Origin of the sequence: Burkholderia sp. AcTa6-5, assembly GCF_017815075.1 — a bacterium.
Classification (GTDB): domain Bacteria; phylum Pseudomonadota; class Gammaproteobacteria; order Burkholderiales; family Burkholderiaceae; genus Burkholderia; species Burkholderia sola.
The window spans coordinates 116,619-136,926 of sequence record NZ_JAGIQE010000006.1; the positions used below are offsets into that span (position 1 = coordinate 116,619).

The window sequence follows — 20,308 nt, forward strand, 5'->3', positions numbered from 1 at the left end:
TGTCGGCCGGCATACAGGAGCGCCCAGCATGACGTCGCTGCACCCCACTCTGGCGAAGGTCACCGAACGCGTGATCGCCCGCAGCCAATCGACCCGTTCCGCCTATCTGCAGCGCATCGACGGCGCGCAAGGCAAGTTCCCGGCACGCGGCGCGCTGTCGTGCGCGAACCTCGCGCACGGCTTCGCGGGCCTCGAGGGTAACGACAAGTTCTCGATCAAGGCGATTCGCGAGCCGAACATCGGCATCGTGTCCTCGTACAACGAGATGCTGTCCGCGCACGCGCCGTACAAGGATTTCCCCGAGATCATCAAGGCGGCCGCGCGCGAGAACGGCGGGGTCGCGCAGTTCGCGGGCGGCGTGCCGGCGATGTGCGACGGCGTCACGCAGGGCAACCCGGGGATGGAGCTGTCGCTGTTCTCGCGCGAGGCGATCGCGATGGGCACGGCGATCGCGCTCACGCACAACATGTTCGATGCCGCGCTCTGCCTCGGCATCTGCGACAAGATCGTGCCGGGCCTCTTGATCGGCGCGCTGCAGTTCGGCCATCTGCCGACGATCTTCGTGCCGGCCGGCCCGATGACGAGCGGCCTGTCGAACGACGACAAGGCGAAGATCCGCCAGCAGTTCGCGACCGGCCAGGTCGGCCGCGACGCGCTGCTCGAAGCCGAATCGGCCGCGTATCACGGCCACGGCACCTGCACGTTCTACGGCACCGCGAACAGCAACCAGATGCTGATGGAGCTGATGGGGCTGCACCTGCCGGGCTCGGCATTCGTTCATCCGCACACGCCGCTGCGCACCGCGCTGACGGCCGAGGCCGCGCGCCGCGTGCTCGACCTGACCGTCGAGCGCGGCCAGTACACGCCGATCGGCCATGTGATCGACGAAAAGGCGATCGTCAACGGGATCGTCGCGCTGCTCGCGACGGGCGGCTCGACCAACCACACGCTGCACCTCGTCGCGATCGCGCGCGCGGCCGGCATCCTGATCGACTGGAACGACTTCGACGAGCTGTCGGCAGTCGTGCCGCTGCTCGCGAAGATCTACCCGAACGGCAAGGCCGACGTGAACCATTTCCACGCGGCGGGCGGTGTCGCGTTCCTGGTGCGCAACCTGCTCGAAGGCGGGCTGCTGCACGAGGACGTGACGACGGTCGCCGGCAAGGGGCTTGCGCACTACACGAAGGAGCCGAAGCTGATCGACGGCAAGCTGACGTGGGTCGACGGCGCGGCCGAGAGCCACGACACGAAGGTGCTGCGCGGCATTCGCGACCCGTTCCAGCCGGACGGCGGCCTGCGCCTGATGCAGGGCCGGCTCGGCCGCGGCGTGATCAAGATCTCGGCGGTCGCGCCCGAGCACCGCAAGGTGAAGGCGCCGGCGATCGTGTTCGACTCGCAGGAAGCCGTGCAGGCCGCGTTCGATCGCGGCGAGCTGAAGCGCGACTTCGTCGCGGTGGTGCGCTTCCAGGGCGCGCGCGCGAACGGCATGCCCGAACTGCACCGTTTGACGCCGCTGCTCGGCGTGCTGCAGGATCAGGGCTTCCACGTCGCGCTGGTCACCGACGGCCGCATGTCGGGCGCGTCGGGCAAGGTGCCGGCCGTGATCCACGTGTCGCCGGAAGCGCTGCTGGCCGGCCCGATCGGCAAGGTGAAGACGGGCGACATGCTCGTGATCGACGCGGAAGCCGGCGTGCTCGACATCGAGGTCGACGACGCCGAATGGCACGCGCGCCCGGTCGCGCAGCCGCAGCACCAGGCCGAGAACGAAGTCGGCTTCGGCCGCGAACTGTTCGGCGTGTTTCGCGCGGCGGCCGCGCCGGCCGAGCAGGGCGCATCGGTTTTCGGGACGCTGGTCGGCGAAACGGCCGCCAGCGTCGCCGCATGAATTTCTAGGAGCCAATTCAATGAAGACGATTGCTGAAATCGTGAAGCTGGGCCCGGTCATTCCGGTGCTCGCATTCGACTCGGTCGAGCAGGGCGAAAACGTGTCGCGCGCATTGCACGCGGGCGGCGTGAAGGTGCTCGAGATCACGCTGCGCACGCCGGCGGGCCTCGAGGCGATCCAGCGCGCGAGCCAGCTCGCGGACGACATCGTCGTCGGCGTGGGCACGATCACGAAGCCCGAGCACTGCGCGCAGGCGAAGCGCGCGGGCGCGACGTTCGGCGTGTCGCCGGGCCTGACGAAGGAGCTGCACCTCGCGTCGCTCGACGCGGGCCTGCCGCTGCTGCCGGGCGTGATGACGCCGAGCGACATCATCCAGGCGCTCGAATTCGGCTACGACATCGTGAAGTTCTTCCCCGCGCAGCAGGCGGGCGGCGTGCCGATGCTGCAGGCGTTCCACGGCCCGTTCCCGGCGCTGAAGTTCTGCCCGACGGGCGGCATCACGGTCGATACCGCGCCGAACTTCCTGAAACTGCCGAACGTCGTGTGCGTCGGCGGCTCGTGGCTCACGCCGAAGGCCGCGCTCGCCGCGCAGGATTGGGCCGAAGTCACGCGCCTCGCGCAAGCGGCGAGCCAGCTTCCCCGTTAAGACTTGTGCCAAATGACGGTTTGGCCCTCGGAAAGCAAGCGTTAGTGCTTGTTTTACCGAGGGTTTTTGCTGATGGAACCGGTTCTATCCGCGGATCGCAAAGATAAGTAAAATTCAGCGTCCTGACGGGGGGGTACCCCCGTGTTTCGGAGACCTGCATAGCCGGGCATACTCGCAACGACTCGCCCGGTTCGAACAATTCTAGGAGGAGTGCCACATGGGGGCCGTCCAAGGCAGCATGCTGCTCGTATTCACGCTGATCGCGATTGCCGCGCTGATCCTGATGATCGCGCGCTACAAGATCTACCCGTTCCTGGTGCTGATCATCGTTTCGCTCGGCCTCGGCCTCGTCGTCGGCATGCCGATGGACAAGATCGTCAAGTCGTTCGAAACCGGTACCGGCGGCACGCTCGGCCACATCGCGATCGTCGTCGGCCTCGGCACGATGCTCGGCAAGATGATGGCCGAATCGGGCGGCGCCGAGCGGATCGCGACCACGCTGATCGACTGGTTCGGTGAAAAGAACATCCACTGGGCGATGATGTTCGTCGCGATCATCGTCGGCCTGCCGGTGTTCTTCGAAGTCGGCTTCGTGCTGCTGATCCCGATCGCGTTCAACGTCGCGAAGCGCACCGGCAAGTCGCTGCTCGTCGTCGGCCTGCCGATGGTGGCCGGCCTGTCGGTGGTGCACGGGCTGATCCCGCCGCATCCGGCCGCGCTGCTGGCCGTCCAGCAATACGGCGCCGATATCGGCAAGACGATCGCGTTCGGCCTCGTCGTCGGCGTGCCGACCGCGATCATCGCGGGCCCGCTGTTCGCGCTGATGATCTCGAAGTTCGTGAAGCTGCCGGAAAACAACCCGCTCGCATCGCAATTCGTCGATTCGCGCACGGATGGCGGCAAGCGCGAACTGCCGAGCTTCGGCATCACGCTGTTCACGATCCTGCTGCCCGTCGTGCTGATGCTCGTCGGCAGCTGGGCCGACCTCGTGTTCACGCCGAAGTCGCTGCCGAACAACCTGCTGCGTTTTGCCGGCAACTCCGACGTCGCGCTGCTGATCGCCGTGCTCGTGAGCTTCTGGACCTTCGGCGCGAAGCAGGGCTTCAACCGCGACCAGATCCAGAAATTCTGCGGCGAGTGCCTGGCGCCGATCGCCGGCATCACGCTGATCGTCGGCGCGGGCGGCGGCTTCGGCGGCGTCCTGCGCGACAGCGGGATCTCGCAACAGATCGTCGAGACCGCGAAGCACGCGCATCTGTCGCCGCTGCTGCTCGGGTGGTTCGTCGCGGCGCTGATGCGTCTCGCGACGGGTTCGGCGACGGTCGCGATGACGACGGCCTGCGGCATCGTCGCACCGATCGCGGCGGCGTCGGGCGCGGCGGTCCGGCCTGAGCTGCTGGTGCTCGCGACGGGCTCGGGCTCGCTGATCTTCTCGCACGTGAACGACGGCGGCTTCTGGCTGATCAAGGAATATTTCGGGATGACGGTCGGCCAGACGTTCAAGACCTGGTCGCTGCTTGAAACCATCATCTCGGTGCTCGGTCTGAGCTTTACGCTGTTGCTGAGCGTGGTTCTGTAACAAGGGGTAGTCAATGATTCTGATCGCAATGGGCGTGTCGGGCGCGGGCAAGTCGCGAATCGGCGAAATGCTGGCGGAACGCCTGTCGTGCAGCTATACCGATGGCGACGCGTTTCACAGCGCGGCCAACAAGGAAAAGATGCACCACGGCATTCCGCTGACCGATGAAGACCGCTGGCCGTGGCTGCGCACGATCCGCGCGGCCATCGAGGAAAAGCAGCACGCGGGCGAAACCGCCGTGTTCACGTGCTCGTCGCTGAAGCGGTCGTACCGCGACGTGCTGCGCGGCACCGACACCGACGTGCGGTTCGTGTATCTGAAGGGGTCGTTCGAGGTGCTGCAGGAACGCCTGAAGAGCCGCACCGGCCATTTCTTCGATCCGTCGCTGCTGAAGAGCCAGCTCGACACGCTCGAGGAGCCGGGCCCGGACGAGGCGATCGAGGTCAGCATCGAGCTGACGCCCGAGCAGATCGTCGATCAGGTCATGCTGAAGATCGGCCTCGCGCATCAGCACTGAGCGCGGTTCGCGGCCATCGTCATCGAAAAGGCGCCTTCGGGCGCTTTTTTCGTTGGCGGGGCGGACGCCGGTCAGGCCGTGCGCGAGCGTTGGGCTATGCCGTCGAGCAGCACGTCGAGCATCGTGTCATGGACGGCCGCCGGATCGAGCTGCGCATAGAGCGGCGCGGCCGACTTGACGAGCGGATGCGCGGCGTCGGACAGCGCGTGCATTTCCGCGAGCTCGACGTCGTTCGCGGGCCGTGTGAGGCCGCCCGCTTCGGCAGCGGCCAGCCCGATCACGCTCGCGTACCAGCCGACGCATACCGACGGCAGCGCCGCGCGCGGGATGCCGGCGTCGGTCAGCGCGCGATGCACGGCCTCGATGTGCGCGAGGTCGGCCGGGCCGGTGCTCATGTGCCGCTGCAGCAGCGCGAATGCGGCCGGGTAGCGCAGCGCGAGCGCGCGGTACTGGCGCGCGAGGTCGCGCAGCCGTTCGCGCCACGGCAGTGACGGATCGACCGGCACGAGCGAGCGCGACAGCGCATTCGCGATCGCGCGGCTCAGGCCGTCCTTCGACTTGAAGTGATACAGCACGCTCATCGGGTCGCAGCCGACCGATTGCGCGAGCTTGCGCACGCTGAACGCGGCTTCGCCGACGTCTTCGAGCAGCGCGAGCGCGGCCGCGACGAGCGCGTCCTTGTCGAGGCCGCGCGGCCCCTGGGCGGGTTTGTCTTTCATCGACGCAGGCTGGCACGCCGGCACGGCACCGGCTGTAAACTTGACGAAAGCTTATTCTACACTGTAGAATTATTTCTGCGGTGTAGAAATTGGGTGTCCCGGCACCTTTCAATACGTGCTTTCGCACAGTCCGGGATCCAGGCGGCACGAGCGTGCCGCCGTCAACACGGGCCATCGCGCCCCTTTTCTCGTTGACACCCATGTGGAACCGGCTGCCCCACCCGCGAAGCCTCGAAGCAACGAGGCCCTTCGACAGGCGGCCCAAGACCATGCAAGTGCAATCATGACGTCCAACAACAGGCCCTTGATCCAGGGCGAATCGCGTTTCGAGCAAACGCAACTGAATATCGAAAAAGACAACTGGAACTGGTGCGATCCGGCCCGCCACGGCGGCGAACGGCCGGCCAACTGGTACGAGGCGTCGTTGTCGCGCCATGAAAACAGCGCGCCGCTGGCGCGCGACGCCGTCTGCGACGTGCTCGTGATCGGCGCCGGCTTGCTCGGCGCATCGGCCGCCCTGCATCTCGCGGAAGCGGGCGTCGACACGATCCTCGTCGACAAGCATCACGTCGGCTCGGCCGCGTCGGGCCGCAACGGCGGGCAACTGACGCCCGGCCTTGCGCGCTGGGAAGCCGCCGACATGATCGACTACCTATCGCACGACGATGCGAAACGGCTGTGGCGCTTCGCGTCGGCCGAGTCGATGGACCTGATCGACGAAATCGGCGCGCGTTACGCGCTCGATCTCGACCGCAAGCGCGGCCACGTCACGGCGGCGGTTCACCCCGGCCACATGAGCGCGCTGCTCGACGGCGCGGATGCGCGACGCCATCTCGGCGACGCGGGCGTGACGCTCGTCGGCCGCCATCAGCTGCACGACGAATACGTGCGCTCGGGGCTGTATCACGGCGCGGCGATCGACGCGGTCGGCGGGCAGATTCATCCGCTCGCGCTGGTGCGCGGCCTCGTGCACGGCTTCCGGCTGAACGGCGGTGCGCTGTACGAGGGCACCGAGGTGCTCGAACTCGACGAGACGCCCGCGGGCGTCGTCGCGACGACGCCGGGCGGCACGATTACCGCGCGCCGCGGCGTCGTGCTCGCGCTGCACAACACGACGTTCCGTTTGCTCGACGACGGCGCGGCGACCACCGTGCCGTTCTTCACGTACGTGAGCGTGACGGCGCCGCTCGACGTCGACGTCGCGACGCTGATGCCGGCCGGCATGCCGGTGTACGACACGCAGTTCCAGATCGACTACTACCGGCCGGTGCGCGGCAACCGCCTGCTGTTCGGCGGGCAAGGCACCGGCAGCTGCTGGGCGCAGCCCGACGTCAACGCGTATCTGCTGACACGGCTGAACACGGTGTTTCCGCAGCACGACGGCCGCTTCGCGCTCGACTACTGCTGGAGCGGCGTCAGCGACTTCACGCTGAACGGCGCGACCGACAGCCGCAAGACCGACGGCCGCGTGCCGATGTACATGGTGCAGGGCTGGAGCGGGCACGGCGTCGCCCAGACGGTGCGGATCGGCAAGGCGATCTGCGACGATTTCGTCGGCCGCAACGACGACTTCTCGATGCTCACGGGCATCGACCATCGTGCGATTCCGCTCGGCCGGCAGCTGTCGCCGATCGCGATTCCCGCCGCGAAGGCCGCGATGAGCGTGATGAGCGCGCTGAACCCGGGGCGGATGATCTCGTTCTGACCGGCTGCTGCAGGCAATAAAAAGCCCGATGCGAATCGCTTCGCATCGGGCTTTTTTGCGTCAGGCGACGGCGGCGCTTACGCGATCCGCTTCGCGAGTTCGACGGCCTTGCCGATGTACGACGCGGGCGTCATCGCGAGCAGGCGATCCTTCGCGTCCTGCGGGATCGCCAGCGTGCCGACGAATTCCTGCAGCGCTTCGCGCGTGATGCCCTTGCCGCGCGTCAGTTCCTTCAACTGCTCGTACGGGTTCTCGATGCCGTAGCGGCGCATCACCGTCTGCACCGGCTCCGCGAGCACTTCCCAGCAGTTGTCGAGATCTTCGTTCAGGCGCTGCGGGTTCACTTCGAGCTTGTCGAGGCCGCGGATCAGCGAATCGTACGCGAGCAGCGAGTAGCCGAGCGCGACGCCCATGTTGCGCAGCACCGTCGAGTCGGTCAGGTCGCGCTGCCAGCGCGACACCGGCAGCTTGTCGGCGAGGTGGCGCAGCGTCGCGTTCGCGAGGCCGAGGTTGCCTTCCGAGTTCTCGAAGTCGATCGGGTTGACCTTGTGCGGCATCGTCGACGAGCCGATCTCGCCGGCCTTCGTCTTCTGCTTGAAGTAGCCGACCGAGATGTAGCCCCACACGTCGCGGTCGAGGTCGAGCAGGATCGTGTTCGCGCGTGCCACGGCGTCGAACAGTTCGGCCATGTAGTCGTGCGGCTCGATCTGGATCGTGTACGGGTTGAACGTGAGCTTCAGGCGGTTTTCGATCACGTCGCGCGAGAACGCTTCCCAGTCGAATTCCGGATACGCGGACAGGTGCGCGTTGAAGTTGCCGACCGCGCCGTTCATCTTGCCGAGGATCTCGACCTTCTCGATGCGCGCGATCGCGCGGGCGAGGCGCGCGGCGACGTTCGCGAGTTCCTTGCCGAGCGTCGTCGGGCTGGCCGGCTGGCCGTGCGTGCGCGACAGCATCGGCTGTTCCGCGTGCGCGTGCGCGAGCGCGACGAGGCGCTGGTAGACCGTGCGCAGCGCCGGCAGGATCACGTGTTCGCGCGCGCCGGCGAGCATCATCCCGTGCGACGTGTTGTTGATGTCCTCGGACGTGCACGCGAAGTGAATGAATTCGCTCGCCTTCTCGAGTTCGGCCTGGCCCTTCACCGATTCCTTCAGCCAGTATTCGACGGCCTTCACGTCGTGGTTCGTCACGCGCTCGATTTCCTTGATGCGTGCGGCGTCGTGCGCGGTGAAGCGCTCGGCGAGCTGCAGCAGGAACTGCTCGGAGGCTTCCGAGAAGCGCGGGACTTCCGCGAAGCCGGCGCGCGACAGCGCGATCAGCCAGTGCACCTCGACGGTGACGCGGTGGCGCATGAAGGCGGCTTCGGAGAGCCAGTCGCGCAGCGCTTCGGTCTTGCTGGCGTAGCGGCCGTCGATGGGCGAGAGCGCGGTGAGGGCGAAAAGCGTATCGGGACGAGTGTCGGACATGATCGGGCAGGGCCTTTTGGGGCCGGGGCGAACGAGGGGAGGAGAATCCGGCATTTTACCATCGGCGCGCGTCGATTCCGGCCGAACCGGTCCGGCCGCGCGCGCCGCCGGCGAGCGATGCCCGGGCGGCACGCGAATGGCGTGTCGGCAGGCGCCCCCGCGGGCTCGCCGGGCTGTCCGCCAAGCCGCCGGCCGGGCCCGCCCGCCGGTAGAATGCAGGCTTCTTCCCGACCGCCGCCCGCCGCGCCCGCCTGCATGGAACTGAAATGGCTCGAAGACTTCGTCTCGCTCGCGGAGACGCGCAGCTTTAGCCGGTCCGCCGAGCTGCGGCACGTGTCGCAGCCGGCGTTCTCGCGGCGCATCCAGGCGCTCGAGGCATGGCTCGCGACCGAGTTGATCGATCGTTCGGTCTATCCGACGCGGCTCACGCAGGCTGGGCAGATCTTCTACGAGCAGGCGCTGACGATGCTGTCGCAGGCGCACGAGGCGCGCACGCTGCTGCGCGGCCACGTCGGCGCGCCGGTGCCGACGATCGAATTCGCGGTGCCGCACACGCTGTCGCTCACGTATTTCCCGCGCTGGCTCGAGCGGATCGAGGCGAAGATGGGCCAGGTCCACACGCGGCTGCGCGCGCTGAACGTGCACGACGCGGTGCTGTCGCTCGTCGAAGGCGGCTGCGACCTCGTGATGGGCTACCACCACCCGAGCCACCCGGTCGCGCTCGACCCGGCGCGCTACGACATGCTCGTCCTCGGCAGCGAGCCGATCAGCCCGTTCTCCGCGCCCGGCCGCGCGGGCCGGCCGCGCCATACGCTGCCGGGCACGGCCGACGCGCGCGTGCCGTACCTGTCGTATACGCCGAACGCGTATCTCGGCCGGATGACCGAAGTCATCATCGCGAACGCGCCGACGCGGCTGTTCCTCGATCGCGTGTACGAAACCGACATGGCCGAAGGGCTGAAGGCGATGGCGCTCGCGGGCCACGGCGTCGCGTTCCTGCCGCACAGCGCGGTCGACGATGCGGTCGCGGGCGGCCGGCTGATCCGCCTCGACCGGTCGGCGCGCGGCGGCGCGCATCCGTTCACGCTGACGATGGAGATCCGGCTGTACTGCGACAAGCTCGCGCTGCAGGGCGACGATCCGCGGCAGAAGCTCGTGCGCGCGCTGTGGGACGTCGTGCGCGACGAACTGCGCGAGACCACCGGCGATACTGCCGGTTAACCGCCGGCGGTTAACCCGGCCGATTGGCCCGGTCGGCTGACGGCGGCCTTGCACCGCCTGTCGGACGGCTGTCCCGCGGCCGGCTCGCGCCTGTCCAATCCGTTTTTCCACGAACGCGATGCACGGCCGATCGCGGGCGTTCTTGCGCAAATCGACCGCGGATTTGCAAAAAATCGCGATCATGCAAGAAACGCATAATCGAATAAACAAACGGCATTGGATAAAAAAAACGGCTTTTTCGACAATGTGCGCAATCCGTTGAACGTTGGAGCTTCCATGTCTTCGCAACAGCAGTCCATCCCGTCCTACCTGCACGCCGACGATCTCGGCCCGTGGGGCAACTACCTTCAGCAGGTCGATCGCGTCGCGCCGTACCTCGGTTCGCTGTCGCGCTGGCTCGAAACGCTGAAGCGTCCGAAGCGCATCCTGATCGTCGACTGCCCGATCGAGCTCGACAACGGCACCGTCGCGCACTTCGAAGGCTATCGCGTGCAGCACAACGTGTCGCGCGGCCCGGGCAAGGGCGGCGTGCGCTACCACCAGGACGTGACGCTGTCGGAAGTGATGGCGCTGTCCGCATGGATGTCGGTGAAGAACGCGGCCGTGAACGTGCCGTACGGCGGTGCGAAGGGCGGCATCCGCGTCGACCCGCGCAAGCTGTCGCGTGGCGAGCTCGAGCGCGTGACGCGCCGCTACACCAGCGAAATCGGCATCATCATCGGGCCGAACACCGACATTCCGGCGCCGGACGTCAACACCAACGAACAGGTGATGGCGTGGATGATGGACACGTACTCGATGAACCAGGGCCAGACGTCGACCGGCGTCGTGACCGGCAAGCCGATCGCGCTCGGCGGTTCGCTCGGCCGCAAGGAAGCGACGGGCCGCGGCGTGTTCGTCGTCGGCTGCGAAGCGGCGAAGAAGAAGGGCCTCGAGATCGAAGGCGCGCGCATCGCGGTGCAGGGCTTCGGCAACGTCGGCGGCATCGCGGCGAAGCTGTTCCAGGAAGCGGGCTCGAAGGTGATCGCGGTGCAGGATCACACGGGCACGATCTACCAGCCGGCCGGCCTCGATTCGAACAAGCTGCTCGACCACGTCGCACGCACGGGCGGCGTCGCGGGCTTCGAAGGCGCCGAGCCGATGCCGAACGACGAGTTCTGGACGGTCGAGACCGACATCCTGATCCCGGCGGCGCTGGAAAACCAGATCACCGAGAAGAACGCGGCGAAGATCCGCACGAAGATCATCGTCGAAGGCGCGAACGGCCCGACGACGACCGCGGCGGACGACATCCTGAGCGCGAACGGCGTGCTCGTGATCCCCGACGTGATCGCGAACGCCGGTGGCGTGACCGTATCGTACTTCGAGTGGGTGCAGGATTTCTCGAGCTTCTTCTGGACGGAAGACGAGATCAACCATCGTCTCGAGCGCGTGATGCGCGAAGCGTTCGCCGGCGTGTGGGCGGTCGCGGAAGAGCACAAGGTGACGGTGCGTACGGCGGCGTTCATCGTCGCGTGCAAGCGCATCCTGATGGCGCGCGAAATGCGCGGCCTCTACCCCTGACCGGGCGTCCCTGACCGGGCGTCCCTGACCGGGCGTCCCTAACCGGGCGTCCCTAACCGGGCGTCCCTGATCATCGACCATGAAAGATTCATGACGCAATCCACCCGATTGCGGATGTGAACCCTCGCGGGCGGTGCCGAATCCGGCACCGCCCGCGCGCGCATCTGGCGCGCCCGGAGCCGGGAGGACGGCTTCGCACAGGGCGATTCGTAGTGCGGTAAACAACCAGTACTTTCAAAAATATTACTTTGATACACTGGCGCGGGTTTTAGCCAAGGAGATGACCAAAATGAAATACCACAAGGCAGTCCTGATGGCCGCGGCGCTGTGCGCGTTCGCAAGCGGCGCGCATGCTCAGGAGACTGGCACGCTGAAGAAGATCAAGGACACGGGCGTGATCGCGCTGGGCCACCGCGAATCGTCGATTCCGTTCTCCTACTACGACCAGAACCAGCAGGTGGTCGGCTATTCGCGCGAGTTCCAGCTGAAGATCGTGGACGCGGTGAAGAAGAAGCTGAGCCTGCCGAACCTGCAGGTGAAGAACATCCCCGTCACGTCGCAGAACCGCATCCCGCTCGTGCAGAACGGCACGGTCGACATCGAGTGCGGCTCGACGACCAACAACCTCGAGCGTCAGCAGCAAGCCGCGTTCTCCGACACGATCTTCGTGATCGGCACGCGCCTGATGACGAAGAAGGATTCGGGCGTCAAGGATTTCGCCGACCTGAAGGGCAAGACGGTCGTGACGACCGCCGGCACGACGTCGGAGCGCCTGCTGCGCAAGATGAACAACGACAAGCAGCTCGGCATGAACATCATCAGCGCGAAGGATCACGGCGATTCGTTCAACACGCTGGAATCGGGCCGCGCGGTCGCGTTCATGATGGACGACGCGCTGCTCGCGGGCGAGCGCGCGAAGGCGAAGCAGCCGGGCGAATGGGTGATCGTCGGCACGCCGCAATCGGAAGAGGCTTACGGCTGCATGATGCGCAAGGGCGACGCCGACTTCAAGAAGGTCGTCGACGACGCGATCTCGCAAGTCGAGAAGTCGGGCGAAGCCGCGAAGATCTACGCGAAGTGGTTCGAGAACCCGATCCCGCCGAAGGGGCTGAACCTGAACTTCCCGCTGTCCGAGTCGATGAAGAAGCTGTACGCGAACCCGAACGACAAGGCGCTCGACTGACCGCACGGCCGTTGATGCAGAAATGACGCTAATGAGACGGAAGAGGCCACGCTTCTTCCGTTTCTTTTTGCTGGAGTCTTGCCCATGTCTTACCACTGGAACTGGGGCATCTTTCTGAGCCCCGTGTCGACCGGCGAGCCGACGACTTATTTCGGATGGCTGATGTCCGGCTTCTGGGTGACGATCGAAGTGTCGCTCGTCGCCTGGGTCATCGCGCTGATCGTCGGGTCGCTGTTCGGTGTGCTGCGCACCGTGCCGAACAAGTGGCTCGCCGCGATCGGCACTGTGTACGTGTCGATTTTCCGGAACATTCCGCTGATCGTGCAGTTCTTCGTCTGGTATCTCGTGATACCCGAGTTGCTGCCCGCATCGATCGGCACCTGGATCAAGCAGTTGCCGCCCGGCACGCAGTTCTTTACCGCGTCGATCGTCTGTCTCGGCCTGTTCACCGGCGCGCGCGTGTGCGAACAGGTGCGCTCGGGGATCAACGCGCTGCCGAAGGGCCAGCGCGCGGCCGGCCTCGCGATGGGCTTCACGCAATGGCAGACGTACCGCTACGTGCTGCTGCCCGTGGCATACCGGATCATCGTGCCGCCGCTCACGTCGGAATTCCTGAACATCTTCAAGAACTCCGCCGTCGCGTCGACGATCGGCCTGCTCGACCTGTCCGCGCAGGCGCGCCAGCTCGTCGACTACACCGCGCAGACCTACGAGTCGTTCATCGCCGTGACGCTCGCGTACGTGGTCATCAACCTCGTCGTGATGGCGTTCATGCGCTGGATCGAAGGCCGTACGCGGCTGCCCGGCTACATCGGAGGCAAGTGATGCATCAGTTCGACTGGAGTAGTATTCCCGGCGCGCTGCCGACGCTGTGGTCCGGTGCGATCGTCACGTTCAAGATCACGCTGATCGCGATCGTGGTCGGCATCGTCTGGGGCACGCTGCTGGCGCTGCTGCGGCTGTCCGGCGTGAAGCCGCTCGCGTGGTTCGCGAAAGCGTACGTGACGGTGTTCCGCTCGATCCCGCTCGTGATGGTGCTGCTGTGGTTCTTCCTGATCGTGCCGCAGTTGCTGCAGGGCGTGCTCGGGCTGTCGCCGACGATCGACATCCGCCTTGCGTCGGCGATGGTCGCGTTCTCGCTGTTCGAAGCCGCGTATTATTCCGAGATCATCCGCGCCGGCATCCAGGCGGTGCCGCGCGGGCAGGTGAACGCCGCGTTCGCGCTCGGCATGAACTACGCGCAGGCGATGCGCCTCGTGATCCTGCCGCAGGCGTTCCGCGCAATGGTGCCGCTGCTGCTCACGCAGGCGATCGTCCTGTTCCAGGATACGTCGCTCGTGTACGTGATCAGTCTCGCGGACTTCTTCCGCACGGCCGCCAACATCGGCGATCGCGACGGCACGACCGTCGAGATGGTCCTGTTCGCCGGCGCATGCTATTTCGTGATTTGCTCGTTGGCGTCTGCTCTCGTCAAGGGTCTCCAGAAAAAGGTCACAAGATGATTTCCATCAAGAACGTTTCGAAGTGGTACGGCCAGTTTCAGGTCCTCTCCGAATGCACGACCGAGGTCAAGAAAGGCGAAGTGGTCGTCGTGTGCGGCCCGTCGGGCTCCGGCAAGTCGACGCTGATCAAGACCGTGAACGGCCTCGAGCCGTTCCAGCAGGGCGAGATCCTCGTGAACGGCCAGTCGGTCGGCGACAAGAAGACGAACCTGTCGAAGCTGCGCTCGAAGGTCGGGATGGTGTTCCAGCATTTCGAACTGTTCCCGCACCTGTCGATCACCGAGAACCTGACGCTCGCGCAGGTCAAGGTGTTGGGCCGCGGCAAGGACGAAGCGAACGAGAAGGGCATGAAGCTGCTCGATCGCGTCGGCCTGAAGGCGCATGCGCACAAGTTTCCCGGCCAACTGTCGGGCGGCCAGCAACAGCGTGTCGCGATCGCGCGCGCGCTGTCGATGGACCCGATCGCGATGCTGTTCGACGAGCCGACGTCCGCACTCGATCCGGAGATGATCAACGAAGTGCTCGACGTGATGGTCGAACTCGCGCAGGAAGGGATGACGATGATGGTCGTCACGCACGAGATGGGCTTCGCGAAGAAGGTCGCGCACCGCGTGATCTTCATGGACAAGGGCGCGATCGTCGAGGACGACCGCAAGGACGATTTCTTCTCGAATCCGAAATCGGAACGCGCGAAGGACTTCCTCGCGAAGATCCTGCACTGAGCGTTCGCGCTCGTCGGCGCTGCATGTGCGTCGATGAAAAAACCGCCCGGCCGAGCGCCGGGCGGTTTTTTTTCGTCCGCCGCCGGGCGTTACCAGCTGTACCGGTAGCCGACCTGCCCGACGATCCCGCGCCGGTAATCGCCGCCGATGTTGCGCGCGATCTTCGCGTTCGCGTACAGCTCGCCCGACTTGCCGAAGCCGGCGGTCACGCCGACGCCGAGCTCGTACCAGGTGCGTCCGAGATGCGTCGCGAACGGCGTGCCGCCGACGACGGTCTGCCCCGGCGACAGGAAGTCGTGCAGCACGTCGGCCGTGAAGTACGGCGTCGCGGCGCTGCCGCCCGCGCTCGACTGGAGGTTCGGCCGGAAGATGCGCACGCCGACGCGACCGCGCAGCGCATTCGTCGTCGTACCCGACACGGCCGACACGTTGTCGTTGAACCCGTTCAGCTTCAGGTACTGGTACATCAGTTGCGCCTGCGGCTCGACCGCGACCGGCAACGCGCCGATCGCGAACGGCTTGCCGACTTCCTGCGACAGCGCGACGCCGAAGCCGTTCTGCGACGCTTCGTTGCCGTAGCTGTCGCGATAGCGGTTGCCGTAGTGCGTGACCTGCCCGACGCTGTCGAAGTAGGTGCCGTCCGGCAGGTAGCGCGTCCAGTAGCCGCCGACGCTCTGCGCGTGCATCTCGACCGAGCCGGTCGACGTCGACAGGTTGGGCGAGCCCGCGCGCGCCATGTCGCTGAAGCTCGCGTTCGACACGCCGATGCTGGCCGTCACGCCCGCATGCGTGCTGCCGGCGCCGTTCGGCGCCTGGTCGACAGTCCAGTCCTTGCCGAACTGCGCGAAGAACGTGCGTTCGTCGGCCGAGAAACGGCCCGCGTTCGCATCGAGGCTCTGGCCGCCGATGCGCCCCCACACGCCGTCGCGATTGCCGGGCTGCTGCTGCTCGACGTTGTAGATGTCGCCGACGCGTTCGTGCAGCTTGCCGAGCGTCGAGAAGCCGTAGTCGGCGTTCAGCAGCGGCGTCATCGCGTAGCCGGAAACGCCCGGACGATACGCGAGCGTACCGCCGTTGCCGTTGATGCCGCCGCCGCCGCCGCCGGACGGGTGGATCGGGTCGCCGGGGTCGGTCGGGTCGAGCTGCGAACGCAGGTACCAGCCGTTCGCATCGCCTTGCCCGCCGCGATAGAGCCGGTACTCGTACGCACCCGCTTGCACCGGGCCCGCGAGATGGAACGCCGACGCGGCGGTCGTACCGCCGTTGGCCGTGACGACCACCGGAATCCCGTCGCCGGTCGTCTGCGCGCCGGTGCCGGCCGTGTTGGCGATCTTCAGGCCGGTCGTGCCGCTCGCCGCGCCGCCGTTCACGATCAGCCGGTCGGTCGGCGACGCGTCGGCGCCGAGATACGTATTCAGCGCGATCATGCCGCCGTTGCCGACGTAGCCGCCCGTTGTCAGCGTCTTGTAGCTGCCGGTCAGCGTCGGCGAGCCGGTCGGCGCGGCGAATGCGACGAGGCCCGCGTTGTTCAGGCTGCTCAGCACCGAGCTGCCCGTCATGCGCCACGTGCTCGTGCCGTCGACCGTCAGCGCGACCGGGTCGATCTTCCCGGTCAGCGTCGTGCCGTTCGCGAGGAACACGTTGCCGGTGCTCGACGCGTCGGAAACGATGTCGCCCGCGAGGTTCACCGCCGATGCATTGAACGTCACGTTGCTGCCGTTCGCGAGGTTCAGCAGCGTGCCGTTGCCGGCCGTCACGACCGTACCGTTGCGCACCGCGATGTCGGCCATGCCGCCGCGCGCGGCGAAGGCCGGCCCGGTGGCGGACGTCACGCTGCCGCCGTCGACGAGCACCGAGCTGGTCGCGCCGTTCGCGAGCGTGTCCGACGTCAGTACGCCGGCCGTCGCGCCCGTGAGCGCCGTGCCCGTCAATGCGAGCACGCCGCCGCTGTTCGCGGTTGCGCCGTTGCCGGCGGCGCTGGCGAGCGCCGACCCCGTATCGGCGATGCGGCCGCCGTTTTGCGCGACGACGCCGTCGGCCGCAGCACCCGATGCGGAAATCTTCGCGCCCGACAGCAGGGCCGTCGCGCCGCCGTCCATGACGATTGCATGGGCGTTCGTGCCGGTCGTCGCGACGGTCGTTCCGTTGGCCGCGAGCGTGGAATCGGCCCCCGACACGAACAGGCCGCGCGCGTCGGCGCCGCTCGTGCGGACGACCGCGGCCGCATCGGCCGCGATGTGCGCGCCGGCGCCGGTCGACGTGACGCCGGCGGCGCCGTTGCCGGTCGTCGCGATCTGCGTGCCGGACAGCGCGATCGTTGCATTCGCACCGAGGTTGCGGATCCCGCTGCCCGAGCCGCCGACCGCGATCGACGTCGCGCTGGCCGCGATGCCGCCGCCGGTGACCGTCGCGTCGATCAGCACGCCGTCGGCGCTGCCGTTCGCGATGACGGTGCCGGCGCCCGACAGCGCGACCGATGCGCCGGCGCCCGTCAGGCGTATGCCCGCGACGCCGTCGTCGGCTTCGATGGAACCCGCGTTCGCGAGCGTGGCCGACGCACCCTGCACGAGCGCGCCGGTGCCGTTGGCGACGCGGATCGTCGACGCGTTGTTCACCGTGCCCAGCGTGCCGGCCACGACGCCTGTCGAGCCCGCGCCGGTCAGCAGCACCGTGCTGCGGTTCTCGAGCGTGCCGAGGTTCTGCGCGATGAAACCGGTCACGCCGGCGGTCGACGACGTGACGGCGGCGTCGTTGGTCAGCGTCGTCGCGACCGGCGCGCCGGCGTTCGCGCCGGCGAGGTCGTGCGCCTGGCCGTCGACGATGCCCGCGGTCGCGCCGGCCGCGTTCAGGTCGATCGTCGCACCCGCGTCGATCGTGCCCTTCGCGCCGCCTTCCACGGCGATCGCGACGCCGTTCGCGCCGTTGACGTGGTAGACCGCGTTGCCGGTCGACAGCGTGGTGCCGGCGTCGGTCGCGAGTACGCCGCGCGAGCGCTGGCCGTTGACGTCGGTCGTCAGCGTGCCGGCCGCCGACGCGCCCGTGTAGGCCGCGCCGCCCGCGACGCGGAACAGCGTCGAGTCGTCGGTGTCGACGCTCAGGTGCTGCGCGGCGACGTTGATTTTCGAACCCGCGCCGTATGCGTAGAAGCCGATCTGGTTCGTGCCGGACATGAAGGCCGGCACCGCGTTCGCGCCGACGTCGATCGTCGCGCCCGAGCGTGCGTGCACGCCGATCGCGCCGGTGCCGGTCAGGTTCAGCGCACCGTCGAGCGTGGCCATCGCGAGCGGCCCTTCGGCCCAGACGCCGTAGTTGCGCGTGTCCGACGCGGGGTCGAGGCCGCCGGCCACGTCGATCGTGCCGGTCGACGTCGCAGTCGTCGCGTGCGTGCCGGTGCCGACGACCATGATGCCGATGCCGTTCACGCCATTCAGCGTGATCGTGCCCGTGTTGGTCACGGTCGCGGCGGTGTCGGCCGCGAGCATGCCGACGTTCGCGAGCGGCGTGCCGGGCGCGGCGCCGTTGACGACGATCGCGCCCGCGTTCGTTAGCGTGCCGGCGCTCGAGCCGATGCTCGCCAGCGCGGCGCCGTTCTGCGTCTGCGAGCCGATCACGATCGTGCCGAGGTTGCTCGCGCTGCCCGACGCGCCGAGCAGGATGCCGTACGCGTGCGCGGACAGCGCGACGTCGTTTGCCGCCTGGCCGGGCGCGTACTGCGCGGCGCGGCCCAGATAGATCGTGCCGCCTGCTTCGTTCGTGAAGCTGCCGCCGGCGACGAGGCCGCCGATCACCTGGCTGTCGAGCGTCGTCGCGTTGACGCCGACGTTGATCGTGCCGGCGTTCGTCGCGCGCGCGCCGTCCGTCGCGGCCACAGCGTAGTTCTGCAGGTCGGGCCGGTTGCCGTCGAGCGTCCATGCGCCGACGTTCATCACGCCGTTGTTCGCGAACGTGGTGCCCGCGCCGCTCGCGTACACGCCGTTGCCCTCGGTGTACGCGTGGAAGCCGAAATTGTCGGGTGGCGTGCTGCCGCTCGTGTCGACGTTGTTGCCGGACGCGTAGCCGGACGAGATCGTGCCGTTGTTGACGCCGCTCGCGCCGCTCAGGAGGCGCACCAGCGTGAAGTCGCCCGACAAGCGCCCGTCGTTGACGAAGTGCGCGCCGTTTTCCGCGAGCACGGCCGAGCTCGATTCGATCGTGTTGGTGCCGCGGAAGTCGATCTGGCCGTCCTTGCCGATGTGCAGCGTCGCGTTCGCGCCCGTGCCGTGCATCACCGACAGGTGATCGATCGGCAGCGTGTTCTTGTCGCCGGCGGACACGTTGTTCGCGTACTGGAAGGTTTGCTGCGAGAACGTGACGGCCTGGCCGAACGCGGTGTCGTAGGCGGCCTGCGAGCCGAGCGCGCCGCTCTGGACCGAGCGCACCAGAAAGTCGTTGTACGCAGCGAGCGATGCGGCGTCGGTGACGGTCCAGCGACTGCCGTCGAACGCGGTGAAGGTGCCCGCGTAGGCCGGCACGTCGAGCTGGAGCTGGCCGACCGGGCCGCCGCTGGCGAGATAGTCGCCGGTGCCGAGCCAGATCTGGTTGCGGGAATTCCAGTTGACGACGCTTTTTGCCGCACCGGTGCCGTCCGCAAAGGTCAGGTCGGTCTGCTTCGGTGCGATCGAGATTCCATTGCCGGTCGCGTCTGGCGCATCCGCGGCATTGCCGATCGACACGTTCAGCGTGCCGCCGGTGCTGTCGACGGTGCCGATCCGCGTATTCACGTACTGGCCGCCGTTCACGTCGTGGTAAACGGGCACGGTGGTCGAGCCGGCCGTGGATGCGGTGAATTCGGCGGAGTTGTAGGTGGCGACCGACGTGTGGGTGGCCGTGATCGAGTCGGGCGTGCTGACGCTTTGCGTCTTGCCGCCGAGCGAGACCAGCGGCTGGTTCGGGTTGCCCGACACGAGGGTCGCGCTGCCGAGCGGCGTCAGCGTATAGCCCGGGTCGCCGGGGACGCCCGTCCATGCGCCTGCCACGCCGATCGTTTCGCCGCCCGACACGGTCGTGGCGCCGGCCAGGTTGTCGTTGACGGTCGGGCTGAAACTGCCGAGTGCGCAGGTGCCGCCGCTCGCGACGGTCGCGCCGTCGCCGCACGTCGACGCGTGCGCCACGCCGGCCGACAGCGCGGCCAGCGCGGCCCCGAGCGCCGCGACGCGCCGCGGCGAGCGGCGTGCCGGGTGGTGCGCCACCTTGTGCGCGGTGCGGCGGCTCGAACCCGATTCGCTGCCCGAACGCTTGCCGCGCGCCCGAGCCGTTTCCGCCACCGCGACCCAGCAGCCGGCGGCGTCGCTCCATATCGATCGAAATGAGTGATTCACGACATACCCCTCTTTCTTCTTTTGACGTGGCATTCGCCGCGATTCGGCGAATTCGCATTCCGCGGTGGGGAAATGATCCGAAGGGGCGTGCGGCGGCTGTGGCTGCGTGTCGCGCCAATCGTGTTTCGTTACACCGAGGATGGGGCGAGTCTACTGATTCGGGCAGTCGCCGATTATCGAGAAAGGGGAAACTGTAATGATTCGAACCGTAATGCGTGGTATTTTTGATTTGTGTGGTTGATC

Annotated in this window: 14 protein-coding genes; 11 read left to right on the forward strand and 3 right to left on the reverse strand. The window is 67.3% G+C overall.

Going from position 1 to position 20,308, the window contains the following annotated elements:
• Positions 1 to 28: 28 nt before the first annotated feature.
• The 4 genes from edd to J8I33_RS10650 all read left to right on the forward strand — a co-directional run bounded on the left by edd (position 29) and on the right by J8I33_RS10650 (position 4,627).
• Complete coding sequence (gene edd / locus J8I33_RS10635; RefSeq protein ID WP_050013823.1) at positions 29 to 1,885, forward strand: phosphogluconate dehydratase; 1,857 nt, start codon at positions 29 to 31, stop codon at positions 1,883 to 1,885.
• Positions 1,886 to 1,904: 19 nt separating this feature from the next.
• On the forward strand, positions 1,905 to 2,531 hold the full coding sequence (eda, locus tag J8I33_RS10640) for a bifunctional 4-hydroxy-2-oxoglutarate aldolase/2-dehydro-3-deoxy-phosphogluconate aldolase (protein ID WP_006483410.1): 627 nt from the start codon (positions 1,905 to 1,907) through the stop codon (positions 2,529 to 2,531).
• A 217-nt stretch (positions 2,532 to 2,748) separates the two neighbouring features.
• Positions 2,749 to 4,110, forward strand: a complete 1,362-nt coding sequence (locus J8I33_RS10645; protein ID WP_050013822.1) for a GntP family permease — start codon at positions 2,749 to 2,751, stop codon at positions 4,108 to 4,110.
• A 13-nt stretch (positions 4,111 to 4,123) separates the two neighbouring features.
• Positions 4,124 to 4,627, forward strand: a complete 504-nt coding sequence (locus J8I33_RS10650) for a gluconokinase (RefSeq protein WP_050013821.1) — start codon at positions 4,124 to 4,126, stop codon at positions 4,625 to 4,627.
• 71 nt (positions 4,628 to 4,698) lie between these two features.
• Here the strand turns inward: J8I33_RS10650 and J8I33_RS10655 are convergent, their stop codons facing one another.
• On the reverse strand, positions 4,699 to 5,346 hold the full coding sequence (locus J8I33_RS10655; RefSeq protein ID WP_050013820.1) for a TetR/AcrR family transcriptional regulator C-terminal domain-containing protein: 648 nt from the start codon (positions 5,344 to 5,346) through the stop codon (positions 4,699 to 4,701).
• A 283-nt stretch (positions 5,347 to 5,629) separates the two neighbouring features.
• Between J8I33_RS10655 and J8I33_RS10660 the strand changes: the two genes are divergently transcribed.
• The gene (locus J8I33_RS10660; RefSeq protein WP_209935404.1) at positions 5,630 to 7,051 is read left to right on the forward strand and encodes an FAD-dependent oxidoreductase; all 1,422 of its coding nucleotides are present in this window, start codon (positions 5,630 to 5,632) and stop codon (positions 7,049 to 7,051) included.
• 77 nt (positions 7,052 to 7,128) lie between these two features.
• Here the strand turns inward: J8I33_RS10660 and purB are convergent, their stop codons facing one another.
• Positions 7,129 to 8,517 carry an adenylosuccinate lyase gene (purB, locus tag J8I33_RS10665; RefSeq protein WP_050013818.1) on the reverse strand — a complete coding sequence of 463 codons (1,389 nt, stop codon included), beginning with the start codon at positions 8,515 to 8,517 and terminating at the stop codon, positions 7,129 to 7,131.
• Positions 8,518 to 8,772: 255 nt separating this feature from the next.
• Between purB and J8I33_RS10670 the strand changes: the two genes are divergently transcribed.
• The 6 genes from J8I33_RS10670 (at position 8,773) to J8I33_RS10695 (ending at position 14,708) form a co-directional block, all read left to right on the forward strand.
• Positions 8,773 to 9,738, forward strand: coding sequence for a LysR substrate-binding domain-containing protein (locus J8I33_RS10670; protein WP_050013817.1), 966 nt, complete (start codon positions 8,773 to 8,775; stop codon positions 9,736 to 9,738).
• 276 nt (positions 9,739 to 10,014) lie between these two features.
• A complete protein-coding gene (locus tag J8I33_RS10675) occupies positions 10,015 to 11,301 on the forward strand; it encodes a Glu/Leu/Phe/Val dehydrogenase (protein WP_050013816.1) in 1,287 nt (428 codons plus the stop codon).
• A gap of 289 nt (positions 11,302 to 11,590) precedes the next feature.
• Positions 11,591 to 12,484: a glutamate/aspartate ABC transporter substrate-binding protein gene (locus J8I33_RS10680; RefSeq protein WP_050013815.1), complete on the forward strand. Its 894-nt coding sequence runs from the start codon at positions 11,591 to 11,593 to the stop codon at positions 12,482 to 12,484.
• Positions 12,485 to 12,568: 84 nt separating this feature from the next.
• Positions 12,569 to 13,309 carry an amino acid ABC transporter permease gene (locus tag J8I33_RS10685; RefSeq protein ID WP_069616754.1) on the forward strand — a complete coding sequence of 247 codons (741 nt, stop codon included), beginning with the start codon at positions 12,569 to 12,571 and terminating at the stop codon, positions 13,307 to 13,309.
• Positions 13,309 to 13,986, forward strand: coding sequence for a glutamate/aspartate ABC transporter permease GltK (gene gltK / locus J8I33_RS10690; RefSeq protein ID WP_050013813.1), 678 nt, complete (start codon positions 13,309 to 13,311; stop codon positions 13,984 to 13,986). Before J8I33_RS10685 ends, gltK begins: the two co-directional genes overlap by 1 nt.
• Positions 13,983 to 14,708 carry an amino acid ABC transporter ATP-binding protein gene (locus J8I33_RS10695; RefSeq protein WP_050013812.1) on the forward strand — a complete coding sequence of 242 codons (726 nt, stop codon included), beginning with the start codon at positions 13,983 to 13,985 and terminating at the stop codon, positions 14,706 to 14,708. Before gltK ends, J8I33_RS10695 begins: the two co-directional genes overlap by 4 nt.
• A gap of 89 nt (positions 14,709 to 14,797) precedes the next feature.
• Here J8I33_RS10695 and J8I33_RS10700 read toward each other — a convergent pair whose 3' ends face one another.
• Positions 14,798 to 20,065, reverse strand: a complete 5,268-nt coding sequence (locus J8I33_RS10700; protein ID WP_209935411.1) for an autotransporter outer membrane beta-barrel domain-containing protein — start codon at positions 20,063 to 20,065, stop codon at positions 14,798 to 14,800.
• Positions 20,066 to 20,308: the final 243 nt, after the last annotated feature.

Excerpts from the sequence above, each read along its gene's own strand:
- edd (WP_050013823.1), top strand. The coding sequence starts at position 29 with ATGACGTCGCTGCACCCCACTCTGGCGAAGGTCACCGAACGCGTGATC.
- eda (WP_006483410.1), top strand. The coding sequence starts at position 1,905 with ATGAAGACGATTGCTGAAATCGTGAAGCTGGGCCCGGTCATTCCGGTG.
- J8I33_RS10645 (WP_050013822.1), top strand. The coding sequence starts at position 2,749 with ATGGGGGCCGTCCAAGGCAGCATGCTGCTCGTATTCACGCTGATCGCG.
- J8I33_RS10650 (WP_050013821.1), top strand. The coding sequence starts at position 4,124 with ATGATTCTGATCGCAATGGGCGTGTCGGGCGCGGGCAAGTCGCGAATC.
- J8I33_RS10655 (WP_050013820.1), bottom strand. The coding sequence starts at position 5,346 with ATGAAAGACAAACCCGCCCAGGGGCCGCGCGGCCTCGACAAGGACGCG.
- J8I33_RS10660 (WP_209935404.1), top strand. The coding sequence starts at position 5,630 with ATGACGTCCAACAACAGGCCCTTGATCCAGGGCGAATCGCGTTTCGAG.
- purB (WP_050013818.1), bottom strand. The coding sequence starts at position 8,517 with ATGTCCGACACTCGTCCCGATACGCTTTTCGCCCTCACCGCGCTCTCG.
- J8I33_RS10670 (WP_050013817.1), top strand. The coding sequence starts at position 8,773 with ATGGAACTGAAATGGCTCGAAGACTTCGTCTCGCTCGCGGAGACGCGC.
- J8I33_RS10675 (WP_050013816.1), top strand. The coding sequence starts at position 10,015 with ATGTCTTCGCAACAGCAGTCCATCCCGTCCTACCTGCACGCCGACGAT.
- J8I33_RS10680 (WP_050013815.1), top strand. The coding sequence starts at position 11,591 with ATGAAATACCACAAGGCAGTCCTGATGGCCGCGGCGCTGTGCGCGTTC.
- J8I33_RS10685 (WP_069616754.1), top strand. The coding sequence starts at position 12,569 with ATGTCTTACCACTGGAACTGGGGCATCTTTCTGAGCCCCGTGTCGACC.
- gltK (WP_050013813.1), top strand. The coding sequence starts at position 13,309 with ATGCATCAGTTCGACTGGAGTAGTATTCCCGGCGCGCTGCCGACGCTG.
- J8I33_RS10695 (WP_050013812.1), top strand. The coding sequence starts at position 13,983 with ATGATTTCCATCAAGAACGTTTCGAAGTGGTACGGCCAGTTTCAGGTC.